General features: G+C 73.5%; 15 protein-coding genes. 6 read left to right on the plus strand and 9 right to left on the minus strand.

Annotation, left to right across the window (positions count from 1 at the left end; translation table 11 throughout):
- The 5 genes from AC1DYZ_RS15075 to AC1DYZ_RS15095 all read right to left on the minus strand — a co-directional run.
- The coding region (locus AC1DYZ_RS15075; protein ID WP_477066002.1) for a hypothetical protein at positions 1 to 951 on the minus strand (951 nt) is incomplete at its 3' end.
- 58 nt (positions 952 to 1,009) lie between these two features.
- Entirely contained in the window at positions 1,010 to 2,278 is a 1,269-nt protein-coding gene (locus AC1DYZ_RS15080; RefSeq protein ID WP_477066003.1) for a S8 family peptidase, read from the minus strand.
- Entirely contained in the window at positions 2,275 to 2,697 is a 423-nt protein-coding gene (locus AC1DYZ_RS15085; RefSeq protein ID WP_477066004.1) for a hypothetical protein, read from the minus strand. Before AC1DYZ_RS15085 ends, AC1DYZ_RS15080 begins: the two co-directional genes overlap by 4 nt.
- Positions 2,698 to 2,855: 158 nt before the next feature.
- On the minus strand, positions 2,856 to 3,140 hold the full coding sequence (locus AC1DYZ_RS15090; protein WP_477052909.1) for a WXG100 family type VII secretion target: 285 nt from the start codon (positions 3,138 to 3,140) through the stop codon (positions 2,856 to 2,858).
- A 17-nt stretch (positions 3,141 to 3,157) separates the two neighbouring features.
- The gene (locus AC1DYZ_RS15095; RefSeq protein WP_456826244.1) at positions 3,158 to 3,469 is read right to left on the minus strand and encodes a WXG100 family type VII secretion target; all 312 of its coding nucleotides are present in this window, start codon (positions 3,467 to 3,469) and stop codon (positions 3,158 to 3,160) included.
- Between the two features lie 300 nt (positions 3,470 to 3,769).
- On the opposite strand from AC1DYZ_RS15095, the gene eccD reads away from it, so the two are divergent.
- From eccD to AC1DYZ_RS15115, 4 genes are read left to right on the plus strand one after another with little or no spacing between them, the layout of a single operon-like run.
- Positions 3,770 to 5,119: a type VII secretion integral membrane protein EccD gene (eccD, locus tag AC1DYZ_RS15100; RefSeq protein ID WP_477066005.1), complete on the plus strand. Its 1,350-nt coding sequence runs from the start codon at positions 3,770 to 3,772 to the stop codon at positions 5,117 to 5,119.
- 7 nt (positions 5,120 to 5,126) lie between these two features.
- Positions 5,127 to 6,521 (plus strand): type VII secretion protein EccB, encoded by a 1,395-nt coding sequence (gene eccB, locus AC1DYZ_RS15105; RefSeq protein WP_477066006.1) that lies wholly within the window; start codon positions 5,127 to 5,129, stop codon positions 6,519 to 6,521.
- Positions 6,518 to 7,744: a S8 family serine peptidase gene (locus tag AC1DYZ_RS15110; RefSeq protein WP_477066007.1), complete on the plus strand. Its 1,227-nt coding sequence runs from the start codon at positions 6,518 to 6,520 to the stop codon at positions 7,742 to 7,744. The genes eccB and AC1DYZ_RS15110 overlap by 4 nt, the downstream gene beginning before the upstream one ends.
- Complete coding sequence (locus tag AC1DYZ_RS15115; RefSeq protein ID WP_477066008.1) at positions 7,741 to 8,475, plus strand: PP2C family protein-serine/threonine phosphatase; 735 nt, start codon at positions 7,741 to 7,743, stop codon at positions 8,473 to 8,475. Before AC1DYZ_RS15110 ends, AC1DYZ_RS15115 begins: the two co-directional genes overlap by 4 nt.
- Here the strand turns inward: AC1DYZ_RS15115 and rarD are convergent.
- A complete protein-coding gene (rarD, locus tag AC1DYZ_RS15120) occupies positions 8,462 to 9,442 on the minus strand; it encodes an EamA family transporter RarD (RefSeq protein ID WP_477066009.1) in 981 nt (326 codons plus the stop codon). The genes AC1DYZ_RS15115 and rarD overlap by 14 nt on opposite strands.
- Before the next feature lie 212 nt (positions 9,443 to 9,654).
- Between rarD and AC1DYZ_RS15125 the strand changes: the two genes are divergently transcribed.
- Entirely contained in the window at positions 9,655 to 11,028 is a 1,374-nt protein-coding gene (locus tag AC1DYZ_RS15125) for an FAD-dependent oxidoreductase (RefSeq protein ID WP_477066010.1), read from the plus strand.
- Between the two features lie 64 nt (positions 11,029 to 11,092).
- Here AC1DYZ_RS15125 and AC1DYZ_RS15130 read toward each other — a convergent pair whose 3' ends face one another.
- The 3 genes from AC1DYZ_RS15130 to AC1DYZ_RS15140 are packed head-to-tail and all read right to left on the minus strand — an operon-like array spanning position 11,093 to position 13,600.
- The gene (locus AC1DYZ_RS15130; RefSeq protein ID WP_477066011.1) at positions 11,093 to 11,866 is read right to left on the minus strand and encodes an amino acid ABC transporter ATP-binding protein; all 774 of its coding nucleotides are present in this window, start codon (positions 11,864 to 11,866) and stop codon (positions 11,093 to 11,095) included.
- An 11-nt stretch (positions 11,867 to 11,877) separates the two neighbouring features.
- Positions 11,878 to 12,756, minus strand: coding sequence for an amino acid ABC transporter permease (locus tag AC1DYZ_RS15135; RefSeq protein ID WP_477066012.1), 879 nt, complete (start codon positions 12,754 to 12,756; stop codon positions 11,878 to 11,880).
- A 7-nt stretch (positions 12,757 to 12,763) separates the two neighbouring features.
- On the minus strand, positions 12,764 to 13,600 hold the full coding sequence (locus AC1DYZ_RS15140; RefSeq protein WP_477066013.1) for an ABC transporter substrate-binding protein: 837 nt from the start codon (positions 13,598 to 13,600) through the stop codon (positions 12,764 to 12,766).
- Between the two features lie 108 nt (positions 13,601 to 13,708).
- On the opposite strand from AC1DYZ_RS15140, the gene htpX reads away from it, so the two are divergent.
- Positions 13,709 to 14,593, plus strand: a complete 885-nt coding sequence (gene htpX / locus AC1DYZ_RS15145) for a zinc metalloprotease HtpX (RefSeq protein WP_456826254.1) — start codon at positions 13,709 to 13,711, stop codon at positions 14,591 to 14,593.
- Positions 14,594 to 14,603: the final 10 nt, after the last annotated feature.

Here is a 14,603-nt window from a genome sequence, read left to right on the forward strand (position 1 = left end):
GCCGACGGCGAGGCCACCGGCGAGCGCGCCGCCACCGGCCGCGCTGCCGCCCACGCCCACGCCGCCGCCGTGCGGCCCGTTGCCGTGCCCCAGGCTGCCGGGATCGGTGCCGGGCACRGTGCCGTCGAGGTCGCCGTCGGGCGTCGTGTCGGTCCGCGGGCCGGGCGGCGTCACGGGTGGCTTGGGGTCGACGACGGGCGGCCTCGGGTCCGTCGGCGTGGTGCCGGTCGGGGGATGGATCACGGTGACCGGAGGTCGGCCGATCGTCGGCGGCACGATGACGCCCGCCGTCGACCCCAACGTCGGCGTGCTGCCGGAGCCGCCGGGTGCGGACGGGGCGTGGCCGCCCAGCGAGGGCGCGCTCTGGACAGGGGTGCCGCCCACCCGCTCGCCCTTGCCGTCCTCCTGGCTCTGACCGCCGTCGGTCGGGCCGTCGGGCAGGTGCGTAGCCGGGGGGAAGCTGCTGCTGGCCGCCTGGAGCGACGCGTTGAGCGTGGCGATCGCCTTCTGGGCCGCCTTCTCCCGCTCCTCCTCACGCTGGTTCGACCAGATGCTGCCCGCGATGCTCGCCGCCACGGTGCCGATCCCCGGGAGCGCGATGGTGCCGCCGACCGTCAGCGCGGCCTGCTCGGCGCCGCTGAGCTCGCCGTCGGGCAGCGCGCGGTAGTCCTCGCGTGCCTGCAGGATCGCCGCCCGGGCCGTGGCCGCGGACGATGCGACGCCGTCGAAGCGGTCGGCGGTGTTGACGATGGCCGTGGCCAGGGCCGCGAAGGACTGGCCGGCCACGTCGGCGGTGTCGCCGCCGATGCCCAGGTCGGTCGCCATCGAACGGAGCGACTGGGCGTAGGTGCTCACCGCGTTGCTGATCAGGCCGAGCTGGTCGGTGTCGTCGTGCAGCGAACCGACCTCGGCGTCCAGTGACGCGCTCAGGTCGTCGGCGTGCTGTCCCATCTCGGTTCCCTCCTGCTGTGCTTGCGGGTCTCAGGGGTGCCGGCCGGGCCGGCGAGGCTCAGGCGGACGGTGGTGCGGATCCCGTACGTCGTCGGGCGACGACCACTCCGACGACGATCCCGGCGATGACGAGCAGGACCAGGATCCCGCCGACGACCAGCAGCGTCGAGGTGCCGCCCTCGGCGTCGCTCTCGGGGTCTGCGGGCGGTGTGGACGGCGTGGCCGCCGGCGTGGGGTCCGCCGTGGTGGTGCCCGTGATCTCGGTGATGCTCGGCTGGACGCTGGGGTCGTCGGTGAGCAGCGGGTTCTCGTCGGGGTACGTGGTCGGGTCGTGCTCGAGCATGTGGCGGACGTTCACCGCGCCGTAGCCCCACGCGTCGTCGCGCCCCAGCTCGTGATCCGTCGGGTCGGTGTTGCGGACGAGGGTCTGGATCATCTGGTTCGCGGTCGCCGTCGGGTAGGCGGACCAGACGAGCGCGAGGGCGCCGGACGTGAACGCCGTCGCGTTCGAGGACCCGGTGGTGTACCGGTAGACGGTCCAGTCCTCCTCCGCGACGAGCATGGCGTAGTACTCGCCCGGTGCCGTGACCGTGAGGCGGGGGTCGGTGTTGTTCTCGGGCGCGAGCTGCCCGTCCGGGCCGATCGACTCGACGGACACGACGCCGTTGCCTGATGCGGGCGGCAGCAGGCCGGTCGCTCCGTCGTGCGGGGCGGCGGCCACGACGATCGCGCCGTGATGCTGGGCGTAGGCGACGTCGGCCCAGTCGAGGTTGTCGTCCGTGATCGACATGCTGATGATCTTCGCGCCGTCGTCGACGGCCTGCCGCAGGGCGCTGCCCTGCAGGCCCGCCGGGGCGAGGCAGGGTGCGGTGGAGCCGTCGTCCGCGACCTGCACGCCGGTGGTTGCCACGTAGTGCAGCACGCGGGCGCCGGGCGCGATGCCGAGCGTGCCGGGCTGCCCACCGGCTCCCGTGCCCGTGCCGAGCAGGATCGTCGACATCGCCGTGGCGTGCTCCGCCGCCGCCGACGTGGTGACCGTCGCGATCGGCGGACCGCCCTCGGCCTCGGCGCAGAACGCGGGCTCGTGCGTGGTGACGTCGGTGCCGGCCAGGTCGGCGGACTGCGGGTTGATCGGCCCGTCGATGACGGCGACCGTGATCCCCGTGCCGGTGGTGCGCTGGTGGATGTCGGCCATGCCGGTCTGGTTGTAGTACCAGAGGCCCTGCTCACGGATCGGGTCGTCGGCGGCGAGCGCGCCGGACGCCGTGGCGGACACCAGGCCGAGCAGGAGTGCGGTGGCGGCGACGGCCCGTGCGGGCAGCCTCATCCGACGCCGTGCTCGCGCGGCGCCGCACTCGTGGGCGCGGGCACCGATGAAGGGGTGCCCGGAGGCGCCGTGGCGCCGTTCGGGGAGGCGTTGAGGCGCTGGGCGACCTGCATGAGGCGCGCCTGGACGTCCTCGTCGGTGCTGACCAGGCTGGACATGTTCGACTGCAGGGTCGCGTGGTAGTCGGCCATCTGCTGGTGGATCAGCCGCAGCTCGGTGTCGAGGGAGGTCAGCTGCCCGCGGTAGGCGTTGACGAACTGCTGCGTCTGCCCGGCCGTCGACCACGTGCCGGTGGTCTGGCGGGCGCGCAGGTCGTGCAGGGAGCTGCGCAGCATCGACACGTACTCCTGCAGGTGCACGAGTGTCTCGAGGCGCGCCTTCACGACCTCGCGTTCGAGCTGGATGTCCCCTGCGGCCACCGTGGAACCTTTCGTCTGCGTGCCTGGGTCGGTGCCCATGCGTACCCCCTGACCGTCCTGCAGCGATGCTGAGCGCGACGGCCGCGCACCACCTCTCGGGGGTGCGCGACCGCCACGGGTCGTGCGGATGCCGGTCCGTCAGCGGACCGGCGGCCGGCTCACCAGCGCGAGGCGTTCGACTTCTCGGTGGACTGGTAGTCCTCGCCCGAGGTCGACACGGCACGCCCGACGTCGGCGAGCAGCGCCTTCATGTCCTCGATCGCGGCGGTCCACTTGGCGCGCGAGGCCTCGTAGGACGAGGCCGCCTCGCCGGACCAGTTCGCGCGCAGCGGCTGCAGCGAGGAGTCCATGTCGGCCAGGCGGGCCTCGATCTGGCGGGCGCCGGCCTGGATGTCGGCGGCGGCGGTGGCCAGGCCACCGAAGTTGACCTTCAGGTCGCTCATCGTCAGCTCCTCGTCGTTCAGCCGAGGCGACCCGACAGCCGGGAGAACACCGACTGCTGGGCGTCGTCGGACGCGGTGTAGGTGGACTGGGACGAGACGAGGTTGGACTCGAACTCGTTGAGCGCCGAGACGATCTTCGTGGCGTCCTCACGCCAGCGCGTCATCAGCTGGTTGAACGCGACGGCGCCCTGGCCCTGCCAGTGCGACCCGATGCCGGCCAGCTTGCCCTCCAGCGAGCTCAGCTCGCGCTGCAGCTCCCCACGGGAACGGGCGACGACGTCCGCGCCCTGCTTGAGCGCACCATCTGCTGCGGAGACTTCTGCTGCCATGACACCTCCCCTGCACGCGGCCCCGACAACGACCCGGGGCCGAACCTTGGGACACCCCCGGTTCGGGCGGTGCCGGAACCGGAGGATATTCCTCACGGAACCGACTGGACCTTAGCCGAAACGGACACCGCTCGTCGCCTCGGGCGACGGCCTGTGGACAGCGTTCACCCGGCCGGTGGAGGGCGTGGAAGCCAGTGGAGGCGGGTCCGTGGGTAGCGACGGCCGGGCCGGACGCCACTGGTTATGCTGACCGACGACCTCTCGCGGATCGGCGCCCGCCGACGCACACGAAGGACGCCGATGACCGATCCGAGCTCGTCCCCGACGCCCGTCGGCACCCTCCTGCGGGTCTCCGTGACCGCCGGGGACCGCCGGGTCGACCTCGGGGTCCCGGGCAACGTCGCGGCCGCCGAGATCGTCCCCGGCCTCGCGCGGACGCTGGGCGTGCTCGACGCCGGGTCGGTCTACGGGGGCTACCGCCTGGTGCGCGCCGACGGCGAGCCCGTCGACTCCGCGCGGAGCCTGCTGGCCGCGGGCGTCGAGGACGGCGCGGTGCTCACGCTCGAGTCGGGCGCCCGCAAGCCCGAGGTGCGTGTGTACGACGACGTCGTCGAGGCCGTGGCCGATGCCGTCGAGTCGCAGTACCAGCCCTGGACGTCGCGTGACAGCGCGCTGGGCGCGGCGTGGGGCGCCGTGGCGCTCGTGCTCGTCGCGGCCGCCCTGCTCGTCGGCGCGGACCCGGCCGCGGCCATGCCGCCGGTCGTCGCGGCGGCAGGCGCGGTGCTCGCGCTCGCCTGCGGAGCAGTCGTCGGGCGCGTCGGTCGGGAACCCGCCACCGGGCGCATCCTCGTCCTGGCCGCCGCCGTCCTGGGTGGGGTCGCCGGCCTGACCGTGGGCACGTCCGCGCCGGGCTGGGGCTGGCCTGCGGTGTGGGCGGGCGTCGGGCTCGTGGTCGCCGGCCTCGTCGGGATGCCCGCGTTGGTCGACCGACGCGAGCTCGCCGCCGGTCCCGTGGTGCTCGGGCTCGCGCTCGCGGTCAGCGGGGCGACCGTCGCGCTCACCGACGCCGCCGCAGGAGAGGTGCTCGCGGTCGTCGTCGCGATCGTCGTCACCGCCAGCATCGGCGTGCCGTGGCTCGCGCTGTCCAGCACCCCTCTGCGCGTGGTCAGCGCGCGGACCGAGGCGGAGATCCTGCTCGACCCGCCCCCCGTCGACCCCGAGCGCGTGCGTCGGCAGCTCGAGAGCGGGCACCGCCTGCAGGTCTCGCTGCGGGTCGCCGTGGGCCTGTTCGCGCTCGCGGCCACCCCCGCGGTGGTCGCCCTGGGCGTCGTCGGCACGGTCCTGCTGCTCGTCGGCTTCGCCGGCGTGCTGCTGTCGAGCCGGCAGTCGTACTCGCGGCTCGACGTCCTGCTGGTGGTCTCCGCGGGGATCGTCGGGATGGCGGCGACCGTGTTCGAGGCCGCCGTGCTGCACCCGTCCTGGCGGGGCGCGCTGGTCGCGCTCGCGGGCGCCGGTGCGGCTGTGGTCGTGGGGGTCGGCCTGGTGGCCCCGCGCCAGAGGGTCGGCCTCGCGCGGGCGGGCGACGTCCTCGAGGTGACCTGCCTGGCCGTCCTGCTGCCGCTCGGCGTCGCCGCTGCAGGGTTGGTCTGAGCGGCCGATGGCGTCCAAGCGTGACCTCGTCGAGGCGCAGACCTACAGCCGCCGTCGGCTCCTCACCGCGTTCGTCAGCGGCGCGCCGGCCGGGCAGGAGCTCGAGCCCACCAAGCCGATGCGCGGCGTCGTCGCGGGCATCCTGCTCACCGTGATCCTGGTGCTCGGCAGCCTCGCGTACGGCCTGCTCAAGCCGACGCTCCCGGACGGCTGGGACGACAGCTCGCTCGTGGTCGTCAAGAACGTCGGCACGCGGTACGTCGCGGTCAAGGGCACGCTCTACCCGGTGCTCAACACGACGAGCGCTCGCCTCGTCGTCCCGTCGTCGAGCTTCCACGTGGTGCAGGTGTCCGAGGACGACATCGCCGACACGCCTCGGGGCGCCGCGATCGGCATCGCGGGCGCCCCCGACGCCCCGCCCGCCGAGGACCGGCTGGTCGCCACGGGCTGGCTCTCGTGCCTGGTGCCCGACGGCGCGCGCACCACCCTCGGCGTGGACCTGCCGGTCGACGTCGACGGGGACGGGGCCGACGACGCCGCGACCGCCCCGCCGGTGGCCTCGGGCCCCGCCCCGGGTGTGCTGGTCTCGGTCGACGACGACGACGACGTCTACGTCGTCGCCGGTGGCCTGCGGTACCTGATCCCGCTGGAGGTCCGGTCGGCGGTGCTCCGCGCCCTCGGCCTGGACACCGTGACTCCGGTCCCGGCTCCGGCCGGCTGGCTCAACCTCTTCCCCGCGGGCACCGACCTCGAGCCGGTGACCGTGCCCGACGCCGGCAAGCAGGTGCCGTCGACGTCCGGCCTGCCGCTCGACACCGTGATCGGCACGGTCGTCGAGGTCTCGGGCGTCGGCACCGACACGAAGCGCTACGTCGTGAACCAGGCCGGGGACCTCGCGCCGCTGGGCGACCTGGCCCTCCCGCTGTACGAGCTGGGCTCCGGGCAGGACGCCGCGGTCGTGCGGGCGAGCGCCGCCGACATGGCGGACGTCCGCACGGCGACCGAGTCCGCCGCGCCCGCCGACTGGCCCCAGACCGCACCGGTGCCCGTGCCGGCCGACCGGTCGGCGTGCGCGCGCCTGACCACCGGCGCCGAGACGCACGTGGACCTGGTCACCACGGCGGCCGACCCCGACGCCGCCGCCGGCGTCCTCGTCGCCCCCGCCGGCGGTGCCCTGGTCCGGGCGGCCACGACCGACGCGGGCGCGGGCGGCGTGCTGCTGGTGGACGAGAGCGGCTCGGCGTTCCCGGTGCCGGACGCGAGCGACGAGGTGCTGGCCAGGCTCGGCTACACGCCCTCGCACGTCACGCGGGTGCCCCCGGCGTGGACCGCGCTCCTGCCGGCGGGGCCCGCGCTCACCGAGGACGCCGCCGCGACGCAGGTGAGCCCGGCCGGCGCATGATCAAGGGTCTGGCGGGTGGCGTGGCGGCGGTGCTGGTCGCCGTAGGCCTCGTCGCGCTGGGATCGCCCGCGCTGGCCGCAGGCACCGCGTGCGAGCTCGACCATCCGGTGCTGATCGACCAGCGCCCGCCCGCCCTCGACCGGCTCTCCGCGGACCTCGCCTGGACCACGGCCACCGGGGCCGGCGTGCTGGTGGCGGTGGTCGACTCCGGCGTCGACTCGAGCAACCCGCACCTGAGCACGGCCGTCGTGCCGGGCGTCGACGTCGTCGGCGTAGCGACCGAGACGACGGGCCGCACGGACGTCTTCGGGCACGGCACGGCGGTCGCCGGCGAGATCGCCGCCCGCACGATCGAGGGCTCCGGGGTCGTCGGCCTCGCGCCGGACGCGACGATCCTGCCCGTCCGCGTCTACTACTCGGACGACGATCAGGCGACGCGGGACGGCGTCGCGCCCGACGCGGGCCGGATGGCCGCCGGCATCCTTGCGGCCGCCGAGCGGGGCGCCCGCGTCATCAACGTCTCCATGAGCACGACCGTCGACGACCCGGTCCTGCGCTCGGCCGTCGAGCAGGCGACCGCGGCCGGCTCGCTCGTGGTCGCGAGCGCGGGCAACCGCGCTACGGCCGACGACAAGGCCGACGTCCCGCACTACCCGGCCGCGTACCCGGACGCGCTGGCCGTGACGGCCGTGGACGTGGACGGCAACGCCACCGAGGACTCGATCCACGGGCCGCACGTCGATGTCGCCGCGCCTGGGACCAACGTGCTGACCACCCTGCCCGGCGGCGGGGACTGCATGCTCGGGGTCGAGGCGTCGAGCAGCTACGCGACGGCGTACGTGAGCGCGGCCGCCGCGCTGCTGGCGGAGCAGCACCCCGACGAGTCGCCGGCGCAGTGGGCGTACCGGCTCGAGGTCACGGCGGCGCGGGAGCACCCGGCCGAGCGGGACGACCTCGTCGGCTGGGGACTGGTGCGGCCGGCGTCGGCGCTCAACTTCGTCGACGACGGCTCCGCCCGCGGGCCGGACAGCCCGGTGAACGCGCGCCCGGCCGCCCAGGTGGCGCCCGCGCAGGTGATCGACACGTCGGTCGAGGTGTCGCCGCTCGCCGCCCCACGGAGTGCCGCGGCGTGGTGGGTGCTCGGCGGACTCACGGCGGTGGCCCTGACGGCACTCGGGGCGCGCGTGGTGGGGGACCGTCGACGCCGCCCGGTCTCCCGATGATCGACGACCGCGTCACGCTCGAGGTCGGGGTGGCCACCGCGCAGGCGCGGCGCCTGCAGAACGAGGACAGCGTCTGGGCCGTCGACGGTGTCTACATGGTGGCCGACGGCATGGGCGGGCACGACGCCGGCGAGGTGGCCAGCGCGACGGCGATCGGCGTGCTCAAGGAGCTCGGCGGCGCGGCGCGGACCACCGACGACGTCCGGCGCGCCGTGGAGGCCGCCCACGCCGCCGTGCGGGCGCTGCCCTCCTCGACCGGTCGCCGCCCGGGCACCACGGCGACGGGCGTCGTGCTCACGGTGCACGGCGACACCCCGTGCTGGCTGGTGCTCAACGTCGGCGACTCGCGGACGTACCGGATGGCCGGCGGCGTCCTCGAGCAGGTCACCACGGACCACTCGGAGGTGGCGGAGCTCGTCGCCGAGGGTCTGCTGACCGCGGACGAGGCGAGGATGCACCCGAGGCGAAACGTGGTCACGCGGGTTCTCGGCGGCGGCGCCTCGCAGGTCGAGCCCGACGTCTGGCTGCTGCCCGTGAGTCCCGGGGACCGGATGCTCGTGTGCTCCGACGGGCTCACCGACGAGCTGTCGGACGCGCGCATCCAGGCAGAGCTGCGCGCCGAGGACGCCGCCCAGGCCGCGGCGGACCGGCTGGTCAGCGCGGCCCTGGCGGCCGGCGGCCGGGACAACGTCACGGCGATCGTCGTCGACGCGACGCTCAGCCGGCGCTGACCTCGGCCGCGCGGCGCCCCAGGCGCTGGGCGCGCCCGTTGCGGACGCCGTCGACGGTCAGGAGCGCGAGCGCCACCCAGACGAGCCCGAACCCCCACCACCGCGCGGCGGGCATCTGCTCGCCCAGCACGACGACGCCGATGATGAGCTGCAGGGTCGGCGCGATGTACTGCAGCAGCCCGAGCATCGACAGCGGCAGCCGTCGGGCGGCGGAGTTGAAGAACAGCAGGGGGATGGCAGTGACGACGCCCGACGAGACGAGGATCAGCGCGTGGCCGGCGCCCTCGGTGGCGAACGTCCCGGTCCCCGTCGCGTTGATCCAGACCAGGTAGCCGGCCGCGAGCGGGGCCAGCACGAGCGTCTCGACGGCGAGGCCCGGCACGGCGCCGACGCTGCGGCCGACCCGGTTCTTGATGAGGCCGTAGAACCCAAAGCTGAGCGCGAGGGCCAGGGCGATCCACGGCAGCTGCCCGTAGCCGGCGGTGATGACGACGACGGCGGCGGCGCCGAAGCCGAGGGCCACCCACTGGACCAGGCGCAGCCGCTCGCGCAGCACGACCACCGCGAGCGTCACCGTGACCAGGGGGTTGATGTAGTACCCGAGCGCGGCGTCGACCACACGGTCGGTGAGGATGCCGAACACGAACACGAGCCAGTTGACGGCGAGCAGGACGGCCGCGATCGAGAGCAACCCGAGCGTGCGCCGGTGCCGCAGCGCGGCGACGAACGCGCCCCACGTGCGGGTGACGCCCAGCAGCAGGATGCAGAACAGCAGCGACCAGACGACGCGGTTCGCGATGATCTCGACGGCGCCCGCCGGCTGCAGCAGCGGGAAGTACAGGGGCAGCACGCCCCAGAGCACGTACGCGCCGATGCCGGCGGCGAGGCCGAGGCGGTCGAGCGGGGCCTCGGGGGAGGTGCTGCGCAGTGCGGCAGACGGGCGCGCGGCGGTGGGGGAGTCGGGCACGGGGCGAGCCTAGGTCCCGGTGCCTGCGCCCCTTCGTCCGTCTCACGCGTGTCCAGATGCTGGCGTCCGACGAAGGGTCGCCTCACCGCCGGTCCTACACTGGTCGCGAGCACAGTCCTGCACGGTGCCGTCGGTCGTGCCTGGCTCTTGCCGGTAACCGGCAGGACGCACCAGCCCGCAGGGCTCCCCTGATCGGAAGGCACCCGCGTCCCGTGAGCACCCCGACTCTGCGAGTGGCCGTCGTCGGCGCAGGACCGGCCGGCATCTACGCCGCCGACATCCTGTCGAAGACCGACCTCGACGTCAGCATCGACCTCTTCGAGCGCCTGCCCGCGCCGTTCGGCCTCGTCCGCTACGGCGTCGCGCCGGACCACCCGCGCATCAAGCAGATCATCGTCGCGCTGCACAAGGTGCTGGAGCGCGGTGACATCCGCCTCCTGGCCAACGTCGACTACGGCACGGACCTCAAGCTGGACGACCTGCGCCAGTTCTACGACGCCGTCATCTTCTCCACGGGCTCCATCCGCGACGCGTCCCTGCCGGTCCCGGGCATCGACCTCGAGGGCTCTTACGGTGCCGCGGACTTCGTGTCCTGGTACGACGGCCACCCGGACGTCCCGCGCACGTGGCCGCTGAACGCCCAGCACGTCGCCGTCCTCGGCGCCGGCAACGTGGCGCTCGACGTGGCCCGCATCCTGGCCAAGCACGCCGACGACCTGCTGCCCACCGAGCTGCCGGGCAACGTCTACGACATCCTCAAGGCCTCGCCGGTCACCGACGTGCACGTCTTCGCCCGCCGCGGTCCGGCCCAGGTGAAGTTCTCCCCGCTGGAGCTGCGCGAGCTCGGCCACGTCCCCGACGTCGACGTCATCGTCTACCCCGAGGACTTCGACTTCGACGAGGGCTCGATGGCCGCCATCCACTCCTCGAACCAGACCAAGCAGGTCGTCAAGACCCTCACCGACTGGACGCTGAAGGAGCCGGAGGAGAACACCGCGAGCCGGCGCATCCACCTGCACTTCCTGCACAAGCCGGTCGAGATCCTCGGCGAGGACGGGCACGTCGTCGGCATCCGCACCGAGCGCACCGCGCTGAACGGCGACGGCAACGTCACCGGCACGGGCCAGACGCACGACTGGCCGGTCGAGGCCGTGTACCGCGCGGTCGGCTACTTCGGCTCGCCGCTGGTCGACATCCCGTTCGACGACGTCGCGGGCGTGATCCCCAACCGCGAGGGCCGCGTGGTCGACGTCGACGGCGAGCACCTGCCGGGCGTCTACGCCACGGGCTGGATCAAGCGCGGTCCGGTCGGGCTGATCGGGCACACCAAGTCGGACGCGTCGGAGACCATCCGACACCTGGGCGAGGACGTGGCCGAGGGCGGCGAGGGCTTCTACACGGCCACCGACCGCGAGCCCGAGGCCGTCACCGAGTTCCTGCACGGCCGCGGGGTCGACGTCATCACGTGGCAGGGCTGGGAGCTCCTCGACGCCTACGAGCGCTCGCTGGGCGAGCCGCACGGCCGCGAGCGCGTGAAGCTGGTCCCGCGCGACGAGATGGTGTCGGTCTCGCTCGGCCGCGCCTGAGAGAACCACCCGCAACGTCCGAGCAGAGGCAGGTCAGGGCCTGCATCTGCTCGGACGTTGTCGTTCAGGGGCCGGTGATGCGGCGCAGGAACTCGCGCGTGCGCTCCTGCTGCGGGTCGCCGAGCACCTGCTCGGGCGTGCCGCGCTCGTGCACACGGCCCTCGTGCAGGAAGCAGACCTCGTCGGCCACCTCGCGCGCGAACGCCATCTCGTGCGTCGCGACGACCATGGTCAGGCCGGTCTGCTTGAGCTCGGCGAGCAGGGACAGGACCTCGCCGACGAGCTCCGGGTCGAGCGCGCTGGTCACCTCGTCGAGCAGCATCACGGCGGGCTTGCCGACGAGGGCGCGCGCGATCGCGACGCGCTGCTGCTGACCGCCGGAGAGCTCGTCGGGAAACGCCTGGGCCTTGCTCGCCAGGCCGACCCGCTCGAGGACGGCGAGCGCCTCGGCCTTTGCCTGCTCGCGCGACGTCTTGTGCACCAGCCGCGGCGCGAGCGTGACGTTGTCGATCACGCGAAGGTGCGGGAACAGGTTGTACGCCTGGAACACCATGCCGATGCGGGCGCGCACCACGTTGGCGTCGAGCCGCGGGTCGGTGATGTCCTGCCCCTCGAGCTCGATGACGCCGTCGTCGATCTCCTCGAGCAGGTCGATGCACCGCAGGAGCGTGGACTTGCCGGACCCCGAGGCGCCGATCAGGACGACGACCTTGTGCGCCTGCACGTCGAGCGAGAGGTCGTCGAGGACCACGTGGTCGCCGAACGCCTTGCGGACGCCGTGCACCGACAGCAGCGGCGCTCCCAGCTGCAGGGGCTTGCCCGGCATCGGGTCGCGCATCCGCCCGGGCGTCACCGCATCGCCCCGCCGCCGGCCAGCGCACCCTGCGACCCCACCCAGCCGGAGCGCTTCGCGAACGCGTCCGTGAACCGAGTGAGCGGGATGGTCAGAGCGACGAACAGCACCCCGGCCACGACGTACGGCGTGAAGTTGGCGTAGCGCGCCGTCTCGATCTGCGCGGCGCGCACCGCGTCGATGGCGCCGAGGATCGAGATGAGGCCCGAGTCCTTGGACAGCGCGACCAGGTCGTTGAGCAGCGGCGGGATCACGCGGCGCACGGCCTGGGGGAGCACCACGTGCCGCATCGCCTGCGCGTGCGTGAGCCCGAGGGAGCGCGCGGCGGCCACCTGCGACGGGTGGATCGACTCGATGCCGGCGCGGAACACCTCGGCCACGTACGCCGAGTACGTGAGCACCAGGGCGAGCCCGCCGAGGACGACCGCCGACGTGGGGATCCCCTGCAGGCGGAGCCCGGGCAGGCCGAAACCGACGAGGAGCAGCACGAGGATGAGCGGAAGGCCCCGGAACACGTCGACGTAGCCGGTGGCCAGCGCGCGGATCGGGTAGAACACCGGGCCGCGCAGGGTACGCGCGAGCGCGAGGATCATCGCGAAGATCACGATGAAGACCGCGCTCACCGCCATGACGCGGATGTTCAGCCACAGGCCCCGCAGGATCGCCGGGAAGGACGCGGTCGCGACGTCCCAGTCGAAGAACGACGCCTTGACCCGCGGCCATCCCGGTGACGACGTGAGCGCGAGGACCGCGATCGCGACGAGCGCGACCGTCGAGACGGCGGCCACGGCCGTGGACCGGCGGGTGCGGGCCTGACGGTAGGCGTCCCGTTCCTGCTGGCGCTCCGAGGGCACGAAGCCCACCGACGAGCTCACGGGAGGATCACTGGAGGACCGGAGCACCCGCGGCGTCGGTCAGCCACTGCGCCTCGAGGTCACCGAGCGTGCCGTCGGCGTCCAGGGCGTCGACGGCCTCCGTGACCGGCTTGGTCAGCGCGCTGCCCTTGTCGAGCACCAGGCCGAACTGGTCGCCGCCCGCGCTGTCCGGCAGGGTGCCGACGATGATCCCGCCGTCCAGCTCGGCCGAGGTGATGTAGAGCGCGGTCGGCAGGTCGACGACGATCGCGTCCACGAGGCCCGACGTCAGGGCCTGCTTGACCTGGTCGTTGTCGTTGAACGGCGACACCGGCGTGGTCGGGTCGATGGCCTCCTGGGCGGCCGTGAGGCTCGTCGTGCCCACCATGGCACCGATCTTCAGGGCCTTGAGGTCCGCCAGGGTCTTCGCGCCCGCTCCGGGCGATCCCTCGAGCGTCACGACGGCCTGCGAGGTCGTGTAGTACGGCGACGAGAAGTCCAGGTTGGCCTTGCGCTCGTCGCTGATGGACACCTGGTTGACCGCGAAGTCGAACTTCTTGGCGCCCGGCGCGATGATCTGGTCGAAGCTGGCGACCGTCCACTTCACGTGGTCCTTGTCGAAGCCCAGCTGGTCCGCGACGGCGTAGGCCACGGCGGACTCGAAGCCCTTGCCGCTGGTCGGGTCGTTGTCCACGACCCAGGGCTCGTAGGCGGGGTCGGAGGTGGCGATCGTGAGCACCCCGTCCGTCACCGTCGCGAGGCTGCCGTCGCTCGGCGCGGCCCCCGCGTCGTCGTCGGTCGGGGCGCACGCGGCGAGCGCCAGGGCGGCCAGGGCGGCGAGGGCGGTCCAGCGGGCTGTGCGCACGGGCGTTCTCCGGAGGCTTGTCGTGGGACGTGGGGACAGGATACGAGGGAACCTGGACACGGCGGCGCGCGTTCCAGGGGTGCACGAGCCGAGACAGAGAGAAGGACGATGGGCCACCAGCACAACAACGGACTGAAGACGGCCGCGCTCTTCGGAGCGATGTGGGCCGTCCTGCTCGGCATCGGCTGGCTGCTCGGCGGCGGCACCCCGAAGTACCTGCTCCTGTTCACGGGCCTCGGCCTCGTGATGACGGCCTACAGCTACTGGAACTCCGACAAGATCGCGATCCGTGCCATGCGCGCGCGGCCCGTCAGCGAGATCGAGCAGCCGGGCATGTACCGCATCGTGCGCGAGCTCTCGACGGCCGCGCGCCAGCCCATGCCGCGCCTGTACATCTCCCCGACGGCGGCCCCCAACGCCTTCGCCACCGGCCGCAACCCGCAGAACGCCGCCGTGTGCTGCACCGAGGGCATCCTCCAGCTGCTCGACGAGCGCGAGCTGCGCGGGGTCCTCGGGCACGAGCTCATGCACGTCTACAACCGCGACATCCTGACGTCGTCGGTCGCCGCCGCCGTCGCGGGCGTCATCACGTCGCTCGCGCAGTTCGCGCTCTTCTTCGGCGGGGGCAGCGACCGCGACCGCGGCGGCAACCCGATCGCCGGTCTGCTCCTCGCGTTCCTCGCACCGATCGCCGCCACGATGATCCAGCTCGCCATCGGCCGCACCCGCGAGTTCGACGCCGACGAGGACGGCGCCCGCCTCACCAACGACCCCCTGGCGCTCGCCTCCGCGCTGCGCAAGCTCGAGCAGGGCACCAAGGCGCGCCCGCTCCCGCAGGACCGCCAGCTCGTCGACGTCTCGCACCTCATGATCGCCAACCCGTTCCGCGGCGCCGGCATCGGCCGGCTCTTCTCGACGCACCCGCCGATGGCCGACCGCATCGCGCGCCTGGAGGCCCAAGCCGGCCAGCAGGGCGGCATCGAACGCTACTGACCTGCGACCC

This window comes from Cellulomonas sp. P1_C4 (genome assembly GCF_056406355.1).